Source organism: Bradyrhizobium sp. SOJA106, assembly GCF_059448745.1.
In genome coordinates this window covers 5310826-5327913 of the sequence record NZ_CM182549.1, presented here as the reverse complement: position 1 = coordinate 5327913, position 17088 = coordinate 5310826, and the positions used below count along the sequence as shown (strand labels likewise).

Below are 17088 nucleotides of genomic sequence, written 5' to 3'. Positions count from 1 at the left end.
GCTTCAGGGCAGCCCTGCGGCGCCGAAAGCCGCTTTCCGGTCCGCAAAATGGCGTGTTAGAACCCCCGGCAAACGTGGCTTAGTTAAGAACTGGCGGGAGCAAATGAAACACATCCTGGACGCCCTTGAAGAACGTCGTGCCGGCGCAAAGCTCGGCGGCGGGGAGAAGCGCATCGAGGCGCAGCACGCCCGCGGCAAGCTGACCGCGCGCGAACGTATCGAGCTTCTGCTCGACAAGGGATCGTTCGAGGAATTCGACATGTTCGTCGAGCACCGCTCGATCGAGTTTGGCATGGAGAAGAGCAAGATCCCCGGCGACGGCGTCGTCACCGGCTGGGGCACCGTCAATGGCCGCAAGACCTTCGTGTTCGCCAAGGACTTCACGGTGTTCGGCGGCTCGCTCTCGGAAACGCACGCGCTGAAGATCACGAAGCTCCAGGACATGGCGATGAAGGCGCGGGCGCCCATCATCGGCCTCTACGACGCGGGCGGCGCGCGCATCCAGGAAGGCGTCGCCGCGCTGGCCGGCTATTCCTACGTGTTCCGCCGCAACGTGCTCGCCTCGGGCGTGATCCCGCAGATCTCCGTCATCATGGGCCCCTGCGCCGGCGGTGACGTCTATTCGCCCGCGATGACGGACTTCATCTTCATGGTGAAGAACACCAGCTACATGTTCGTCACCGGCCCCGACGTGGTGAAGACCGTTACCAACGAGGTCGTCACGGCGGAGGAGCTCGGCGGCGCCTCGGTGCACGCGACGCGCTCCTCGATCGCGGACGGTGCCTTCGAGAACGATGTCGAAGCGCTGCTGCAGATGCGGCGCCTGATCGACTTCCTGCCGTCCAACAACACCGACGGCGTGCCGGAATGGCCGAGCTTCGACGACACCGCCCGCATCGACATGTCGTTGGACACGCTGATCCCCGACAATCCGAACAAGCCCTACGACATGAAGGAGCTGATCCTGAAGGTCGTGGACGAGGGCGACTTCTTCGAGATCGCGGAAGCCTTCGCCAAGAACATCGTCACCGGCTTCGGCCGCATTGCGGGGCGCACCGTCGGCTTCGTCGCCAATCAGCCGATGGTGCTGGCCGGCGTGCTTGATTCGGACGCATCGCGTAAGGCGGCGCGCTTCGTCCGCTTCTGCGACGCTTTCAACATCCCGATCGTCACCTTCGTCGACGTCCCGGGCTTCCTGCCGGGCACGGCGCAGGAATATGGCGGCCTGATCAAGCACGGCGCCAAGCTCTTGTTCGCGTATTCGCAGTGCACCGTGCCGCTCGTCACCATCATCACCCGCAAGGCCTATGGCGGCGCCTTCGACGTCATGGCCTCCAAGGAAATCGGCGCCGACATGAACTACGCCTGGCCGACCGCCCAGATCGCGGTGATGGGCGCCAAGGGCGCGGTCGAGATCATCTTCCGCTCAGACCTCGGCGATCCCGACAAGATCGCCGCCCGAACCAAGGAGTACGAAGACCGCTTCCTGTCGCCGTTCATAGCGGCGGAGCGCGGCTACATCGACGACGTCATCATGCCGCATTCGACACGGAAGCGGATCGCACGAGCGCTGGCGATGCTGAAGGACAAGAAGACGGAAATGCCGGCGAAGAAGCACGACAATTTGCCGTTGTGAGACGGCTTAGCCCGGATCAGCGAAAGCGAATATCTGGATCTTTGTCCAGGTCCCGCATGTCGCTTCGATCATGCGGGCTGCTAGTTTCTTCTGATTTGGCATCATCGATCCAATGACCGTATCCGACCGGACCGACGAAATCTCCGACATCGAAGACCGGATCGAGCGGCTCGCCGAGATCGCCGAGCGATGCCGGAAGTACATCCTCGCGTCCAAGATCGCCATCGGCGGCGGTGCCGCGCTGCTGCTGATCACCATCCTCGGCCTGTTCGGGACCGGCCAGACCGCAGCGCTCGGATCGATTGCCCTGGTGCTCGGCGGCATCGTCTCGCTCGGCTCGAACATCAGCACGCTGCGGCAGACAAATGAGGCGATCAGCGCTGCGGAGGCGCGGCGCGCGGCGCTGATTGGGACCATCGACCTGCGCGTGGTCGCCGATGCGCCGCTGAAGCTGGTCTGACGCGCCGCGTCACGCTGCAGCCCGCAGCGTCAGCACCATCAGCTCCGCGCGGCATTCGGCCGCGAAGGCTTGCAGCCGCTCCACGGTTTCCTGGTCGAGGATGGTCTTCGCCAGACGTTCGGCACGGGCAACCTGCTCTTTGAGATAGTCGATGCGGGCCATGTGTCACCTCTGGCCGGAATAATTTGAAGCAAATTGCTTCGTTCCGGGGGTGGTGGGGACATGGATAACAGCGGGTTAATTGTGTGCCGCGAGTGACGCCCCGTGCGCCTTATCCGCCGCGGCAAAATGCGCCATCTGGTCGGCATGGGCTTTGACGAAGGCCGGACGGCCCGTTGCGCGCGCGACGTAGTCGCGGCAGGCCGGGTGCTCCGACAGGCCGCCGAACTTGTCGACCACGCGCAGCACGTCCGACATGACGATATCCGCGACTGAGAAGGACCCCGCCAGCCATTCGCGGGCCGCCAGCACCGTCTCCATGTGCTTGAGGCGGAGTTTGAGGAACTCGTCGACAAACTTCACGGCGGGTGAGGCGTCGAAACTGCCGGTGAACTTGAACATCGTCCAGGGCAGGGCCGGCATCTCCACCGAATTGAGCGCGGCGAACACCCACTCCATCGCTTCGTTACGGCCACGGGGATCGGTCGGCATCAGTTCGGGGTTGCGCTGACCCAGATGCAGCAGGATCGCGCCGCTCTCGAAGATCGAGAGGTCGCCGTCGGTCAGCCACGGCACCTGTCCGAATGGCTGGTGCGCGAAGTGCGCCGCATCGCGCGGACTGAACGGCACGCTCGCGACGCGGTAGGGCAAGGCGGCTTCCTCCAGCGCCCAGCGCACACGAAGGTCGCGCACGAAGCCGCGCGGCATTTCGGGAACCCAGTCGAACGTGGTGAGGATGAGATTGGGCATGTGGGGCTCCGTGTTGTCCGAGCAGAGGACGTATGAGGGGAGGGAGTTCCGACAATGGGCACATGTTTTTTCCCGCGGGCAGAGAGACCGCAGATTGGGCGGTGCGCGTGGGGCCGCGCGGGCATTTTGTTGCCGCCACTATATCCATCTGTGCTGAGGCCAAACAACGGGAGGAGCCGCGATGCCCGCTGCCGATTTCAACTGCAACTCGCCTGACGTGAAGCGCACGCGCGAGACGCTGGTGCTGGCGCAGGAGTTCGTGACATAGGCCTGCGGCAGCCATCACCTTCGCAACGAATCTGAATGTGCGATTCAGCTCTGGTTCATGTCATGACCGCGACACTCCCTCTGCATCACTGGCGCGAAAGATCAGAGGACACGTCATGGAGCGTCGGAACTTTTTGAAACTTGCGTTGGGTGTGACGGCGGGCGCCGCCGCCTTCGCAGCGACCGCGCAGGCCGCGCCATTGTCACCGCAGCCGCTCGGCCCGGCCCGCAGGCCGGAAGGCAATCCCGAGGCCCATCCTGCCCTGACCAGCAGCGATGAGGCCGCGCAGCTCAGGCCCGAGCAGGTTCGTTGGGGCTACGGTCACGGCCATTGGCACCGCCGCCATTGGGGTTGGCGCCACCGCCATTGGGGCTGGCGTCACCGCCATTGGGGCTGGCGCCGCCGGCACTGGCGTCGTCATCATTGGTAAGCTTCGCGCAAGCCAGGCCTTGGAGGGGGATCGCGGTTCGCGGTCCCCGTTTTGATTCGAGGCCGTGGCGAGATGATGGGAGGGCCTTCAAGAACAACATGGCCGCGCAGGCTGGTCTTGCGCGGCCACGTCGCAGTGCGAAAAGACAAGATCAGATCGGGCGGCAGCGGCCGGCCCACCAGCGGAAGCCGTAGGGGCAAACGCGCGGTCGCACCACGACGACGGGTGCGGGCGCCGGCGCGACGACGACCGGCGGGCGTCCGGCCATCGGACGGCAGCCGCCATAGGGGCCGCGATACCAGCCGGGGCCGCAGCCGCCAGCGGCGCTGGCCCCTTCGCTGAAACCGACGACCGCGCTGGCGAGCATGACGGCGGCGAAGAGATATTTCATTTGGTCTTCCTTCTCGTCCTTGGGGCAGGGCTTTGGGGGCGAAGCTTCAGGGCTTTGCGCTTGCGGCGCACAATGAATCAAAAGACACAATTCGACACGTCAAATGGGAAGGCAACGTGCATCGCGATGCCAACCTGCCCATCATGACCTGAATACGGCATGAACGTTCCCCGCGTACGGCTCAGGCAATACGCATCTGCCGTTAGCGGCCGAGAAACCCCAGCACCAGATCCCTGTATTTCTCCGGCGCCTCCAGGAAGACGAGATGGCCGGTGTCCGGGATCATCTCGGCCCGCGCATTCGGCATCTTCGCGGCGAGTTGCGTGGCGAGCTCCGCATTCTGCCCCATCTTGGCGCGCAACGCCTCGGGCGCGAGCGGCCGGCCCGGTGCGTTGTGGTCGTCGGCGCCCATGATGAACAGCGTCGGCTCGGTAATGAGCGGAATCTCATGCGCAACCGGCTCGCGATAGATCATCTGGCCGGACGAGACGAAGGCGCGCAGCCAGCGCGGATAATCCGGGCTGCCCTTGATGTTGAAGCGGGCGTCGATGAATGGCGTGATCGCATCCGATGGCAACTTGATCGCGTAATTGGTCTGGAGCTGCTTGCGGTAGCCGTCGGCGGTGAGCTTGTCCTCGGTCTCGATGATCTTCTCGGTCGGCGTCGGCGGCACGTAGAGGCGGTAGTCCTCGAGCCCGATCGGTGCGGTCAGCACGAGATGGCTGACGCGTTCCGGATAGGCGCGGGCGATGCGCACGCCCAGCATGCCGCCGAGTGAATGAGCGATGATATCCGCTTTGCTGATCTCTAAGTGATCGAGCAGCGCGATGGTGTTGCGGGCCAGATTGTCGAAATGCAGCTCGCCTGCCGGCTTGGAGGATTTGCCGAAGCCGACCTGGTCCGGCACCACGACACGATACCCGGCCTCGCTCAACATCTTGATGACAGGTGCCCAATAGCTCGACGGGAAATTGCGCCCGTGCAGCAGAACGACGGTGCGGCCGTTTGCTTGCACTGGCGCCACGTCCATATAGGCCATGCTGAGCTGCTCGCCGTCATTGACCACGGGGAGCAGTTGCACGGGATAGGGATACGCAAAGCCCTCGAGTGCGATGCCGTAGGGTTCGCGTTGAGGCGTGTCGGCGGCGTGTGCGGAGGTGAGCGGGGAAGCGAGAAGGGCAGCGGCGAGCGCGGCGGGGATGAGGAGGCGGGTCATTGGCGTCTCGTATTTGGAGCCGTCATTCCGGGGCGCGTCGAAGACGCGAGCCCGGAATCTCGAGGTTCCGGGTGCGATGCTTCGCATCGCCCCGGAACGACACTGCGCTTAAAGCGATGGATGGCCGGGTCAAGCCCGGCCACGACAACAGTGGGAGTTCACACGCAATTGTGTGCCGTCACGCACCTTGCGTGACTAATCCTTCCCGTTTCCGAACAGCGCCGCGAACTGCTTCTCGCCGCTGCGGGTGAAAATCACAACGCGGCTGCCGGGCGTGGGATCGCGCGCGGCCCATTTCAATTCCGCGAACCGCTGCATCATTGCCGCGCCGAGCGTGCCGGCGAGATGGTGGCGCCGCTCGCTCCAGTCGAGGCAGGCCTTGCAGACCGGGCGGCGCGGATGGCTGAGCATGTCGGGTGAGATCTGCAAATTCTTGGCGAGGAAGCGCTCGCCTTCGGCTGTCAGCTCGATCTCCTGCTTCTTCTGCCTGACCAGCTGCCGCTCGCGCATGGTGTCGAGCATCTGCACGCCGAGATCGCCGGCGAGGTGGTCGTAGCAGATCCGCGCGCGACGCAGCGCGGGGTCCTTCGGCCCGGTGCGCACGCGCATGTGGCCGGTGCGTGCGGCAAGGCCGGCAAGGCCTTCGAGCACGCCGGCGACGTCGTCGTCGGTGAGGCGGTAATAGCGGTGGCGGCCCTGCTTCTCCGGCTCGACGAGACCGCCGGCCTCGAGCTTTGCCAGATGCGAGCTCGCGGTCTGCGGCGTGATGCCGGCCTCCTGCGCAAGCTCGCTCGCAGTGAGCGCGCGGCCGTTCATCAGCGCCGTGAGCATGTTGGCGCGGGCGGGGTCGCCGACCAGCGAGGCGACCATGGCGATGTCGGGACCTGATTTCATGCTTCGATGGTAGCCGAAGCATTACGGTCGGGCAAGGGCTTAGCCTCTCACGACGCCGTCATTGCGCCCACTCTACGAAACCCGTGCTCGCAACGACGGAAGACACAGGAGCCGACCATGTCCGTCACCGTCTTCATCCGCTACCAGCTCGATCCGTTCAAGCGCACGCAGTTCGAGGAATATTCCAAGAGCTGGCTCACCATCATCCCGAAATGCGGCGGCGACCTCATCGGCTATTTCATGCCACATGAGGGCACCAACAACATCGCCTTCGCGCTGATCACCTTCGAGAGTCTCGCCGCTTATGAGGTCTACCGCGCGCGGCTGCGACAGGATGCGGAAGGGATGGCGAATTTCCATTTCGCCGAGGAGAACAAATTCATCCTGGTGGAAGAGCGCACCTTCCTGCGCAAGGTGGTAGTGTAGGCTACGCCAGCATGATCCGCAAAAGTGCAACGCGGTTTTCCGCAGGAGATCATGCTCACATAAGAGGAGACGCCCATGATCGCCGTGATTTTCGAGGTCTGGCCCAAGCCGGAACACCGCCAGGACTATTTCGATCTCGCTGCCGATCTGAAGCCGCTCCTGCAAACCATCGATGGCTTCATCTCGGTCGAGCGCTTCGAGAGCCTGACCGAAAAGGGCAAGATCCTGTCGATCTCGTTCTGGCGGGACGAGGCCGCAGTCCAGGCCTGGCGCAACACCATGGAGCATCGCCGCACCCAGGCCAAGGGCAGGGCGCAGATCTTCGCCGACTATCACCTGCGCATCGCCAGCGTCATCCGCGACTACGGCATGAATGATCGCGAGCAGGCGCCGAAGGACAGCCGCGCGGTGCACGACGTGCACTAGCGCCGGCCGCGGCGCATCCCCATCTCTGCGCGGCCAACAAGGGAGAGAGACATGCATGTGACGACCGCCGACAAGCGCGCGACGTTCAGGAAGCTGCACGAGAGCGGCTGCTTCATCCTGCCCAATCCGGTCGATATCGGCAGCGCGAAAGCCTTGCAGCAACTCGGTTTCAAGGCGATCGCATCCTCGAGCGCCGGCTTTGCCTGGACCATCGGCAAGGCCGACAATCACGTCACCGTCGAGGACGTCTGTCAGCATCTGGCAGCATTGAGCTCGGCGGTCGACATTTCCGTAAATGCGGATTTCGAGGGCGGCTTTGCGGTCGAGCCGGACAAGGTCGCCGACAATGTCGAGCGCGGTGTGCGCACCGGTGTCGCGGGCCTCTCGATTGAGGATTCCACCGGCGACAAGGACAAGCCGATCTATGAGCGCACGCTCGCCGTCGAGCGCATCAAGGCTTCGCGCAAGGCGATCGGCGACAGTGGCACGCTGCTGGTCGGCCGCTGCGAGGCTTACTTGTGGGGCGTGACCGACCTCAAGCTCGTCATCGACCGGCTCACCGCCTATGCGGACGCCGGCGCGGACTGCCTCTATGCGCCGGGCCTGAAGACTCGCGAGGACATCGCCGCGGTAGTGAAGGCTGTCGCACCAAAGCCGTTCAACCTGCTGATCGGCGGCTCCGGCCTGTCGCTGAAGGAAGCCGAGGATCTCGGCGTGCGCCGCATCAGCGTCGGCGGCTCGCTCGCCCGTGCCGCCTGGGCCGGCTTCATGCGCGCAGCCAAGGAAATGGCGGAGAAGGGGACGTTTGCGGAGCTCGGCGGCGGCTATTCCGGCGCCGAGCTCAACAAGATGTTCAGCTAACGCATGATCCGGAAACGTGCGACGCTGTTTCCGTAAAGATCATGCTCAGACAACAACCTAAAGTCGATGACGATTCATCCCAATCTCATCGCGCTTTAGACGAAAGAAGAGCAGCGGGATTTTTGTCCCACCGCTCTCTTATCCTCCCGGTGTCATGCTCCGCGAAAGCGGAGCATCCAGTACGCGGCGGCTTATCGATTGAATCACTGCCGTCTCGGAGTACTGGATCGCCCAGTCAAGCCGAGCGCTGACAGTTGCGTGTTACGCAATGACGTCGTTACTTCGCGCCGTCAGACGGCGTCTGCGTATCCGGGGCCGGCTTGCTCGGCGCGGCGCCCGTCGTCACGCCCGGCGCGGCGTTGTTGCGCGGCGTCACGTCGCGCATGCCGGGAGGCGCGGCCGGATTGGCGGGCTGCGACTGCTGTGCGGTCTGCGTCGACGGCGTGTTGCTCGCCTGGTTGCCGGTGGTCGTGTTGTTCAAGCCGTAGAACACGGCGCCCAACACCAGGGCGACCGCCACCGCGAACAGCGCAATCTTGCCGCTGGAGGCGGGGCCTTCGCCAAGCTCGGGATCGGCCTGAAGGTCGTATCCCGGCGCGCCGCGCGAAGATACTCATCGTCGGCGAGGTTCGGGCGGTACGGATCGTTGGGAAAACGGTCGTCAGCCATCGATTGGTCTCCTCGGTTATGACCCCGGACAACCCATGGATGCGAGATTCAGTTCCGGGCCCTCTATGCTTTCGTCGCATGTTGCTCCGGCTGCCGGAATCGGGAACCTGTTCACCGGGAACATCGAGCGTGAGTTCCACCCGCGGAGGAAGGAATAAGATCATGTGGAGCCTGCCGCCGAGCGATAGCGTGCTGCATTTCCTGTCGCTGGTCGCGGTCGCAGCGCAAGGCATGACCGCCGCGCTCGCCGCCGGCCGCCGCAGCATGGACTGGCTCGGGGTCTGCTTCCTCGGCTGCATCACCGCGCTCGGCGGCGGCACGCTGCGCGATCTCTTCCTCGGGCACTATCCGCTGGTATGGGTGCAGCACCCGATCTATCTCGCGCTCGCCGGCGGCGCCGCCTTCCTCACCATCCTGACCGCACGCCTCGTGCACCGGCTCAAGGTCGCCTTCATCGTGCTCGATGCCATCGGCCTCGTCGTCTTCACGATGGCCGGTTGCGACGTCGCCTGGCAGATGGATGCTTCGCTGCCAATCGTCATCGTCTCCGGCATGGTGACGGGCTGCGCCGGCGGCATCCTGCGCGACGTGCTCTGCAACGACGTGCCGCTGCTGTTCCGCTCCGAGCTCTATGCCAGCGTCTCGGTGGTGACTGGCCTGTTCTATGCCACCGCGTTCGGCTTGAAACTCAACGCCGAGCTCTGGACCATTCTGACATTCGTCCTCGGCATCAGCTTCCGCCTGCTTGCCGTGCGCTACAAATGGGAGATGCCGAAATTCGTCTTCACCGAGGACGAGGGGAGATAATTGCTCCGTCGCCTCATTCTGTCCGCTACGTCATGGCCAGGCTTGTTGTCCCGGCCATGACGATCTCATGAATTCGGAGAGTGCCAACTACGGCTCTTGCCTGCGCGCCTTCGCCACCTGCGACGGCGTCACCAGCGGCGCCGCATTGCCCCAGGAATTGCGAATATAGTTCGTCACCGCCGCGATCTCGTGGTCCGACAGCTGCTTGGCATAGGCAGGCATCTCGCCAGTATTGGGTGCGCGCGGTGTCGTCACGGTATGGGCACCGTCGAGGATGATGCGCAAGGTCGAGGACGGATTGACCGATTGCAGCAGCGCATTGCCCGGCAGCGGCGGATAAATCCGCGGCGCGCCCGAGCCGTCGGCCTCATGACAGGCGATGCAGAGCCTTGCGTAGACAGCCTTGCCGGCTGTCATCTCGGCCTCCCCGGGTGGCGTCACGATGGTCTCGCGCCGCGAGGGCGGCAGGCTCTTCAAGTAGAGCGCGATCGCCTTCACGTCGGCATCGCTCATCTTCGAGGTCGAGTTGACGACCACCTCGGCCATGAGCCCACCGGCATGACTCCTGGTATTGCGGCCGCTCTGGAGATATTCGGTGATCTCCTCGACGCTCCACGATTTCAGCCCGGTGCGCGCGGCGCCGTCGAGTCGTGGCGCGTACCAGCCGCCGACCTCGTTGCCGGAGAGCGCCTGCGCGGCCTTGTCTGCGCCGAAATAGTTCTTCGGCGTATGGCAGGCGCCGCAATGCGCAAGGCCGCTGACGAGATAGCCGCCCCTGTTCCATGCCGCGCTCTGGCTCTGGTCCGGCTCGAACAGGCCGGGCTTGAAATAGAAGGCGTTCCAGACCCGCATCAGGCGGCGATAACCGAATGGCCAGCGCATCTCCGGCGGCTTGTTGCGGTTCGCCACCGGTGCCAGCGTGCCGAGATAGGCGCGGATCGCCAGCGTGTCGTCCTTCGTCATCCTCGTGAAGTAGGAATAGGGGAATGCCGGATAATAGTTCGAGCCATCGGGTGCGATGCCGTAGCGGAGCGCGCGGGTGAAATCGGCATCCGCCCAGGCGCCGATCCCGCTATCGCGGTCGGGCGTCAGGTTCGGCGCATAGACCGCTCCGAAGGCCGTGTCGATGCGCTTGCCGCCCGCGAACGGCCGCGCCGGATCGGCGGTGTGGCAGCCCGCGCAGCCGCCGGCCTCGACCAGCGCCTTGCCATAGGCGATCAGCTCCGGCGACGGCTCGGCGGCGAAAGCCGCGCTTCCAACTGCACTGCACAACGCGATCACTGCCAGAATCGTCCGCATGCTCGGTCTCTCCTGCGACCAATGGCCCGCATCCCCGCAGGATGGGGCATCGATTCATTTCGCGACGACGGGGGTATGGTGACACAAATTGAAAATCCCCAGTGTGCTTCCGGCCACGAAATTGCGATTTTTACCCGGCGCTCCCTTTGGTCCAGATTTGTGATGCGGAGCGTGAAATATCCGACATAGAGTGGCGAAGGTGGTCGGCGCGCCCTAGCTAAAAACAACGGGCAGGCAACGGCTTAAGCGACCTAAAGCAACAAGGGCCTGAACAGGGCGGCAAAACGAGGACAGCATGGGCATCAACCAGGGTCCGATCAGTCTCGACCAAAAATACACCCAGCAGACCGGACATGTCTTCACCACGGGCATCCAGGCTCTGGTCCGCCTTCCCATGGCCCAGATCCGGCGCGACCGCGCCAACGGCCTCAACACCGCGGGCTTCATCTCCGGCTATCGCGGCTCGCCGCTCGGCGGCTACGACCAGCAGCTCTTCGCCGCCCGCAAGCATCTCGAACAGTACAACATCAAGTTCCAGCCCGGCGTGAACGAGGACCTGGCGGCCACGGCCGTCTGGGGCTCGCAGCAGCTCAACCTCTCGCCCGGCGCCAAATATGACGGCGTGGTCGGCATCTGGTACGGCAAGGGCCCCGGCGTCGACCGCTGCGGCGACGTGTTCCGCCACGGCAATGCCGCGGGCTCCGCCAAGAACGGCGGTGTGCTGTGCCTGGCCGGCGACGACCACGGCGCAAAGTCCTCCACCGTCCCGCATCAGTCCGACCATGCCTTCATCTCGGCGCTGATGCCGTATCTTTATCCGTCCAGCATCCACGAGATGATCGAGATGGGCCTGCTCGGCATCGCGATGTCGCGCTATTCCGGCTGCTGGGTCGGCATGAAGGTGATCACCGAGACGGTAGAGACCACCGCCGAGATCGACCTCACCGACGAGATGAAGCCCTTCATCATCCCGACCGATTTCGAGCTGCCGCCCAGCGGCCTCAACCTGCGCTGGCCCGACGACCGCTTCGAGCAGGACCGTCGCCTGCAGGACTACAAGGGCTTTGCCGCGATCGCCTTTGCCCGCGCCAACAAGGTCAACCGCATCACCATGGACTCGCCGAACGCCCGCTTCGGCATCATGGCCTCGGGCAAGAGCTATGAGGACGTGCGCCAGGCGCTGCGCGAGCTCGGCATCACCGAGGAGATCGCCGCGAAAATCGGCCTTCGCCTCTACAAGATCGGCATGCCCTGGCCGCTGGAGCCGGAGGGCGTGCGCAGCTTCGCCGTCGGTCTCGAAGAGATCTTTATCGTCGAGGAACGTCGCGAGATCGTCGAGAACCAGGTCAAGCAGGAGCTGTTCAACTGGCGCGACGACGTTCGCCCGCGCATCGTCGGCAAGATGGATGAGCACGACAAGCGCTTTTTGACCTTCGCCGCCGAGCTCAGCGTCGCCTCGCTTGCGACCTCGCTCACCGAACGCCTGCTTCGACTTAATCTCAACCCCGAGATCGCGGAGATGCTCCGCGCCAAGGCCGACTGGTTCAACGGCCGCCAGGCCACGCAGATGCAGGCGGTCGCGCCTGTCTCCCGCACTCCGTATTTCTGCTCCGGCTGTCCCCACAACACCTCCACAAAAGTCCCCGAAGGCAGCCGCGCCATGGCCGGCATCGGATGTCACTTCATGGCGCTGTGGATGGATCGCTCGACCGAGACCTTCACGCATATGGGCGGCGAGGGCGTGCCGTGGGTCGGCATCGCGCCCTTCACCAACGAGAACCATATCTTCGCCAATCTCGGCGACGGCACCTATTTCCACTCCGGCATTCTCGCCATCCGCCAGGCGGTGGCCTCCAAGGCCAACATCACCTACAAGATCCTCTACAATGACGCCGTCGCCATGACCGGCGGCCAGCGCCACGACGGCGATCTCTCGCCGCAGCAGATCACTCATCAGCTCCACGCCGAAGGCATCCGCGAGATCTACCTGGTCTCGGAGGCGCCCGATGCCTATCCCGCCGACACCATCGCGCCCGGCGTGAAGAAATATCACCGCGACGAGCTCGAGAACGTCATGAAGATGTGCCGCGAGTTCAAGGGCACTTCGGCGATCGTCTTCGTGCAGACCTGCGCCGCCGAGAAGCGCCGCCGCCGCAAGCGCGGCCTGATGGAGGATCCGGCGCGGCGTGTCATGATCAATCCGGCCGTCTGCGAAGGCTGCGGCGATTGCTCGGTGCAGTCGAACTGCATCTCGGTCGAGCCGCTGGAGACCGAGTTCGGCCGCAAGCGCGCCATCAACCAGTCGTCCTGCAACAAGGACTATTCATGCCTGAAGGGCTTCTGCCCATCCTTCGTCACCATCGACGGCGGCGCGCCGCGCCACCGCGCGCCGGCCGAGCTCGCCGACATCGGCGAGCTGCCCGAGCCCGCCTCGCGCCCGACACTCGACAAGCCCTACAACATCGCGGTCGGCGGTGTCGGCGGCACCGGCGTGCTCACGATCGGTGCGCTGCTCGGCATGGCGGCGCACATCGAAGGCAAGGCCTCGATGATCCTCGACATGTCGGGCCTGGCGCAAAAGGGCGGGGCGGTGCTCAGCCATGTCCGCCTCTCGGACCACCCGGCCGAGGTGACGTGCTCACGCATCGTCACCGGCACGGCCGATCTCGTGCTTGCCGCCGACGAGGTGGTCGCGGTCGCCAAGGACACCATCTCGCTGTGTGATACCAGCCGCACCCGCGGCATCATCAACAGCCACCTCATTCCCACCGCCGACTTCATCCTCAACCGCGACTTCAACTTCCAGACCCGCAAGTTGAACGGGCTGTTGGAGACGGCGCTGCACAAGGATTCCGTGTTCTTCGACTTCACCAAGCCCGCCGAGCAGCTGCTCGGCGATGCCATCGCCACCAACATGATGATGATGGGCTACGCCTATCAGAAGGGCCTGCTGCCGCTCTCGGCCGAGGCGATCGAGCAGGCTATAGAGGTCAACGGCGTCTCGATCAAGATGAACAAGGAAGCCTTCCGCCTCGGCCGCCTCGCGGTCGCCGATCCCGCGCGCCTTACGGAGATGCTGAAGGGCAGCGATGAGGTGGTCGCGCCGAAGACGCTCGATGCCATGACGCTCGACGAGGTCATCGAGCACCGCGCCAAGCATCTGACCGCCTACCAGAACAACCGTCTCGCCAAGCGCTATCGCAAGCTGGTCGATCAGGTCCGCGATGCCGCCAAGCAGGGCGGCTATGGCGAAGCGCTGCCGCGCGCCGTCGCGGTGAATTACGCCAAGCTCCTGGCCTACAAGGACGAATACGAAGTCGCGCGCCTGTTCACCGACGGCGCCTTCGAGCAGCAGCTGCGCGACCAGTTCGAAGGCGACTTCAAGTTCAGCTTCAATCTCGCCCCGCCGATCCTCAGCCGCGGCGTCGATGCGCTCGGTCGTCCGAAGAAGCGCGCCTTCGGCCCGTGGATGCTGAAGGCGTTCCGCGTGCTGGCAAAATTCAAGTTCCTGCGCGGCACCCCGTTCGACATCTTCGGCCGCAGTGCCGACCGCAAGCTCGAACGCGACCTGATCGCCGGCTACGAGAAGGATGTCGCCACCGTGCTCGGCCTCTTGTCGCCCGTCACGATCGACACAGCGGTCGAGCTCCTGTCACTGCCCGACCGCATCCGCGGCTACGGCCCGGTGAAGGAGAAGGCGGTGCAGGACGCCAAGAGCCGCTACGCCCAGCTCGCCGCGGATCTCGCCAACCCGCCGCCCGCGCCTCGGCAGATCGCGGCGGAGTAGGGCGCTCTCGTAGGGTGGGTAAAGGCGCAAAGGCCGTGCCCACCATCTCGCCGGATGGCACAAAAGACGTGGGCACGCTACGCTTTGCCCACACCATGCCTTGTGCTACCCGTTGCGCAAAACACCCGCACATGGGTCAACCCACATCTCCAAAAACATTCCCCTTTACCGAAATTCGGAATTGTCGTATCTCTCCGCCACCTCATCCCTCTCAGAGGGGCGTATCGCGATCGTCACAAAACGCGGGGTGAGCGGCGGTGGACGCGGGCTGCGTCGCGCGAGTCTCTCGCGCGCACGACGGGCGCGGTCTCGCGTACGGCAAAATCGTGTGGTCCTGACGCCCGGGGTCTGTGCGCCAAGTCTTGTGGTGATGTGGCGGCCCGACCGGGTTCGCGCATCAGCTATCTGCAAGGCGACGGGGGCAATAGTGCAACGCTCCCCGGGGAGAGCACGACATAAGCCGTCAACCCATTGCGCAGGGAAGGCCGGATGTCTGGCTCCACCTGTATGCCGCTGTGCAGCTCTTCGTAGCGCAATCTTCGCACAGTGGACCGTGGGTGCCCGGCCGGCACCCGGTCTTCTCCCCGGTCTTCCCCTGCGCCCTCTTCTCAATTGAGGGTGGCGTGACGAGGCAAAGCTCGGGCGAGATGTGCCGCGAGGATGCGGAGGCGTGCCTGGCGGTCATCGCGAGCGCAGCGAAGCAATGCAGAAATGCATCCGCGGAAAAATTCCTGGATTGCCTCGCTGCGCTCGCAACGACGATGTCGAGACAGCCAGCCCTGCATAACCGTCATCCTGAGGTGCGAGCCTCTTCGGCGAGCCTCGAAGGACGACGGCCCGGCTGTTGCGGCGCGGGCGTCGAGATAGCTCAGCCGTGCATCCTTCGAGGCTCCCGGCGCAATGCCTTGCATCGCGCCGCTCGCGCCTCAGGATGACGGGGCCAGAGAGTTGCGCCAACCCGCTGCCCTCTCGCGGGGCGGAATATTTCCGCGCTTGCCAATCCGCCTACTGCGGTTCAGAAAAACAGGGCAAGAAGAAACGCAAGCGGAGACCTCTGTTTTGACCATCAAGGGCAAGGCCTACATTGCCGGGATCTACGAACACCCGACCCGGCATGCGCCGGACAAATCCACCGCCCAGCTCCATGCCGAGGTCGCCAAGGGTGCGATCGAGGATGCCGGGATCAGCAAGGACGATGTCGACGGCTATTTCTGCGCGGGCGATGCGCCCGGCGGCGCCTGGCCGATGGTCGACTATCTCGGCCTCAATATCAAAAAGCTCCGCCATGTCGATTCCACCGAGACCGGCGGCTGCTCCTACATCATCCATCTCGGCCATGCCGCCGAAGCGATCGCAGCGGGCAAGTGCTCGATCGCGCTGATCACGCTCGCGGGCAAGCCGCGCACCGGCGTGATGCCGCCGCGCGCGGCCGGCGCCGAGGTCGATTTCGAAACCGCGTATGGCGGGACCACGCACAATGCCTATGGCATGTGTGCCATGCGCCATATGCACGACTACGGCACCACCTCCGAGCAGCTCGCCTGGATCAAGGTCGCAGCTTCGCATCATGCGCAATACAATCCGCATGCGATGCTCAAGGACGTCGTCACCGTCGAGGACGTCCTGAACTCGCCGATGATCTCAGATCCCCTGCATCGCATGGATTGCTGCGTCGTCTCCGACGGCGGCGGCGCGCTGATCGTGACGACGCCGGAGATCGCCAAGAGCCTGAAGAAGCCGCTTGTGCGCCTGATCGGCCATAGCGAGGCGATGAAGGGGCCGCGCGGCGGCAAGGATCTCGATCTCACTTACTCCGCCGGCGTCTGGTCCGGCCCGCGCGCGTTCGAGGAAGCCGGCATCACGCCGAAGGACATCAAGTACGCCTCGATCTATGACAGCTTCACCATCACGGTGCTGATGCAGCTCGAAGACCTCGGCTTCTGCAAGAAGGGCGAGGGCGGCAAGTTCGTCGCCGACGGCAACCTGATCTCGGGCGTCGGCAAGCTGCCGTTCAACACCGATGGCGGCGGCCTGTGCAGCAACCATCCCGTCAACCGCGGCGGCATGACCAAGATCATCGAGGCCGTGCGGCAGCTGCGCGGCGAGGCGCATCCGAAGGTGCAGGTCAAGAATTGCGATCTCGCCATCGCCCACGGCACCGGCGGTCTCCTGGGTGTTCGCCACGCCGCCTCGACGGCTATTCTGGAGCGCGTGTGATGAGTGAAGTGAAGAAATATCCGGCCCCGGTGACGAACCCCGAGACCGCAGCGTTCTGGGATGCGGCCAAGCAAGGCAAGTTCATGATCAAGCGCTGCACCGCCTGCGGTGAAGCGCATTACTTCCCGCGCTCGATCTGCCCGTTCTGCTACTCCGACAGGACAGTGTGGGAGGAGGCGTCGGGCGAGGGCACGATCTACACCTACAGCCTGATGCGGAAGTCGCCGACGGGTCCCTACGCCATCGGCTACGTCACGCTGAAGGAAGGACCGTCGGTGCAGACCAATTTCGTCGACTGCGATCTGGAGAAGCTGAAGATCGGCCTGAAGGTGAAGGTGGTGTTCAAGCCGACCGACGGCGCGCCACTGCCGTTCTTCACGGTGGCCTGATTT

The 17088-nt window shown here is 64.3% G+C and carries 16 protein-coding genes and 1 pseudogene; 10 read left to right on the top strand and 7 right to left on the bottom strand.

Annotated elements, in window-relative coordinates; all coding sequences use genetic code 11:
* Positions 1–103 precede the first annotated feature (103 nt).
* Positions 104–1636 carry an acyl-CoA carboxylase subunit beta gene (locus AC5V87_RS24980; protein ID WP_456837894.1) on the top strand — a complete coding sequence of 511 codons (1533 nt, stop codon included), beginning with the start codon at positions 104–106 and terminating at the stop codon, positions 1634–1636.
* A 112-nt stretch (positions 1637–1748) separates the two neighbouring features.
* Positions 1749–2096, top strand: a complete 348-nt coding sequence (locus tag AC5V87_RS24975; protein ID WP_495368040.1) for a hypothetical protein — start codon at positions 1749–1751, stop codon at positions 2094–2096.
* A 9-nt stretch (positions 2097–2105) separates the two neighbouring features.
* On the opposite strand, the gene AC5V87_RS24970 is transcribed toward AC5V87_RS24975, so the two are convergent.
* Complete coding sequence (locus AC5V87_RS24970; protein ID WP_456837896.1) at positions 2106–2258, bottom strand: hypothetical protein; 153 nt, start codon at positions 2256–2258, stop codon at positions 2106–2108.
* Between the two features lie 75 nt (positions 2259–2333).
* A complete protein-coding gene (locus tag AC5V87_RS24965) occupies positions 2334–3005 on the bottom strand; it encodes a glutathione S-transferase family protein (RefSeq protein WP_495368039.1) in 672 nt (223 codons plus the stop codon).
* A gap of 383 nt (positions 3006–3388) precedes the next feature.
* Here AC5V87_RS24965 and AC5V87_RS24960 point away from each other — a divergent pair, with 383 nt between their 5' ends.
* On the top strand, positions 3389–3703 hold the full coding sequence (locus AC5V87_RS24960) for a twin-arginine translocation signal domain-containing protein (RefSeq protein ID WP_456837898.1): 315 nt from the start codon (positions 3389–3391) through the stop codon (positions 3701–3703).
* Between the two features lie 151 nt (positions 3704–3854).
* Here the strand turns inward: AC5V87_RS24960 and AC5V87_RS24955 are convergent, their stop codons facing one another.
* The 3 genes from AC5V87_RS24955 to AC5V87_RS24945 form a co-directional block, all read right to left on the bottom strand.
* Positions 3855–4094, bottom strand: coding sequence for a GCG_CRPN prefix-to-repeats domain-containing protein (locus AC5V87_RS24955; protein WP_456837899.1), 240 nt, complete (start codon positions 4092–4094; stop codon positions 3855–3857).
* A gap of 202 nt (positions 4095–4296) precedes the next feature.
* Positions 4297–5310: an alpha/beta fold hydrolase gene (locus AC5V87_RS24950; protein ID WP_495368038.1), complete on the bottom strand. Its 1014-nt coding sequence runs from the start codon at positions 5308–5310 to the stop codon at positions 4297–4299.
* A 195-nt stretch (positions 5311–5505) separates the two neighbouring features.
* Positions 5506–6204, bottom strand: a complete 699-nt coding sequence (locus tag AC5V87_RS24945; protein WP_456837901.1) for a metalloregulator ArsR/SmtB family transcription factor — start codon at positions 6202–6204, stop codon at positions 5506–5508.
* Positions 6205–6321: 117 nt separating this feature from the next.
* Here AC5V87_RS24945 and AC5V87_RS24940 point away from each other — a divergent pair, with 117 nt between their 5' ends.
* The 3 genes from AC5V87_RS24940 (at position 6322) to AC5V87_RS24930 (ending at position 7917) form a co-directional block, all read left to right on the top strand.
* The gene (locus tag AC5V87_RS24940) at positions 6322–6630 is read left to right on the top strand and encodes an NIPSNAP family protein (protein ID WP_456837902.1); all 309 of its coding nucleotides are present in this window, start codon (positions 6322–6324) and stop codon (positions 6628–6630) included.
* A 75-nt stretch (positions 6631–6705) separates the two neighbouring features.
* Complete coding sequence (locus AC5V87_RS24935) at positions 6706–7056, top strand: antibiotic biosynthesis monooxygenase family protein (protein ID WP_456837903.1); 351 nt, start codon at positions 6706–6708, stop codon at positions 7054–7056.
* A gap of 51 nt (positions 7057–7107) precedes the next feature.
* Positions 7108–7917, top strand: coding sequence for an isocitrate lyase/PEP mutase family protein (locus AC5V87_RS24930; RefSeq protein ID WP_495368037.1), 810 nt, complete (start codon positions 7108–7110; stop codon positions 7915–7917).
* Between the two features lie 277 nt (positions 7918–8194).
* Here the strand turns inward: AC5V87_RS24930 and AC5V87_RS24925 are convergent.
* Positions 8195–8586, bottom strand: a pseudogene (locus AC5V87_RS24925) (hypothetical protein).
* Positions 8587–8748: 162 nt separating this feature from the next.
* Here AC5V87_RS24925 and AC5V87_RS24920 point away from each other — a divergent pair.
* Entirely contained in the window at positions 8749–9393 is a 645-nt protein-coding gene (locus AC5V87_RS24920; protein WP_027564362.1) for a trimeric intracellular cation channel family protein, read from the top strand.
* 87 nt (positions 9394–9480) lie between these two features.
* On the opposite strand, the gene AC5V87_RS24915 is transcribed toward AC5V87_RS24920, so the two are convergent.
* Positions 9481–10692 carry a c-type cytochrome gene (locus tag AC5V87_RS24915; RefSeq protein WP_456837906.1) on the bottom strand — a complete coding sequence of 404 codons (1212 nt, stop codon included), beginning with the start codon at positions 10690–10692 and terminating at the stop codon, positions 9481–9483.
* A gap of 295 nt (positions 10693–10987) precedes the next feature.
* On the opposite strand from AC5V87_RS24915, the gene AC5V87_RS24910 reads away from it, so the two are divergent.
* The 3 genes from AC5V87_RS24910 to AC5V87_RS24900 all read left to right on the top strand — a co-directional run bounded on the left by AC5V87_RS24910 (position 10988) and on the right by AC5V87_RS24900 (position 17085).
* Positions 10988–14479, top strand: coding sequence for an indolepyruvate ferredoxin oxidoreductase family protein (locus tag AC5V87_RS24910; RefSeq protein ID WP_456837907.1), 3492 nt, complete (start codon positions 10988–10990; stop codon positions 14477–14479).
* Positions 14480–15538: 1059 nt separating this feature from the next.
* Positions 15539–16696 (top strand): thiolase family protein, encoded by a 1158-nt coding sequence (locus tag AC5V87_RS24905; protein WP_495368036.1) that lies wholly within the window; start codon positions 15539–15541, stop codon positions 16694–16696.
* On the top strand, positions 16696–17085 hold the full coding sequence (locus AC5V87_RS24900; RefSeq protein WP_456837909.1) for a Zn-ribbon domain-containing OB-fold protein: 390 nt from the start codon (positions 16696–16698) through the stop codon (positions 17083–17085). The genes AC5V87_RS24905 and AC5V87_RS24900 overlap by 1 nt, the downstream gene beginning before the upstream one ends.
* Positions 17086–17088: the final 3 nt, after the last annotated feature.

Excerpts from the sequence above, each read along its gene's own strand:
- AC5V87_RS24910 (WP_456837907.1), top strand. The coding sequence starts at position 10,988 with ATGGGCATCAACCAGGGTCCGATCAGTCTCGACCAAAAATACACCCAG.
- AC5V87_RS24940 (WP_456837902.1), top strand. The coding sequence starts at position 6,322 with ATGTCCGTCACCGTCTTCATCCGCTACCAGCTCGATCCGTTCAAGCGC.
- AC5V87_RS24975 (WP_495368040.1), top strand. The coding sequence starts at position 1,749 with ATGACCGTATCCGACCGGACCGACGAAATCTCCGACATCGAAGACCGG.
- AC5V87_RS24930 (WP_495368037.1), top strand. The coding sequence starts at position 7,108 with ATGCATGTGACGACCGCCGACAAGCGCGCGACGTTCAGGAAGCTGCAC.
- AC5V87_RS24915 (WP_456837906.1), bottom strand. The coding sequence starts at position 10,692 with ATGCGGACGATTCTGGCAGTGATCGCGTTGTGCAGTGCAGTTGGAAGC.
- AC5V87_RS24950 (WP_495368038.1), bottom strand. The coding sequence starts at position 5,310 with ATGACCCGCCTCCTCATCCCCGCCGCGCTCGCCGCTGCCCTTCTCGCT.
- AC5V87_RS24970 (WP_456837896.1), bottom strand. The coding sequence starts at position 2,258 with ATGGCCCGCATCGACTATCTCAAAGAGCAGGTTGCCCGTGCCGAACGT.
- AC5V87_RS24900 (WP_456837909.1), top strand. The coding sequence starts at position 16,696 with ATGAGTGAAGTGAAGAAATATCCGGCCCCGGTGACGAACCCCGAGACC.
- AC5V87_RS24960 (WP_456837898.1), top strand. The coding sequence starts at position 3,389 with ATGGAGCGTCGGAACTTTTTGAAACTTGCGTTGGGTGTGACGGCGGGC.
- AC5V87_RS24955 (WP_456837899.1), bottom strand. The coding sequence starts at position 4,094 with ATGAAATATCTCTTCGCCGCCGTCATGCTCGCCAGCGCGGTCGTCGGT.
- AC5V87_RS24935 (WP_456837903.1), top strand. The coding sequence starts at position 6,706 with ATGATCGCCGTGATTTTCGAGGTCTGGCCCAAGCCGGAACACCGCCAG.
- AC5V87_RS24980 (WP_456837894.1), top strand. The coding sequence starts at position 104 with ATGAAACACATCCTGGACGCCCTTGAAGAACGTCGTGCCGGCGCAAAG.
- AC5V87_RS24945 (WP_456837901.1), bottom strand. The coding sequence starts at position 6,204 with ATGAAATCAGGTCCCGACATCGCCATGGTCGCCTCGCTGGTCGGCGAC.
- AC5V87_RS24920 (WP_027564362.1), top strand. The coding sequence starts at position 8,749 with ATGTGGAGCCTGCCGCCGAGCGATAGCGTGCTGCATTTCCTGTCGCTG.
- AC5V87_RS24965 (WP_495368039.1), bottom strand. The coding sequence starts at position 3,005 with ATGCCCAATCTCATCCTCACCACGTTCGACTGGGTTCCCGAAATGCCG.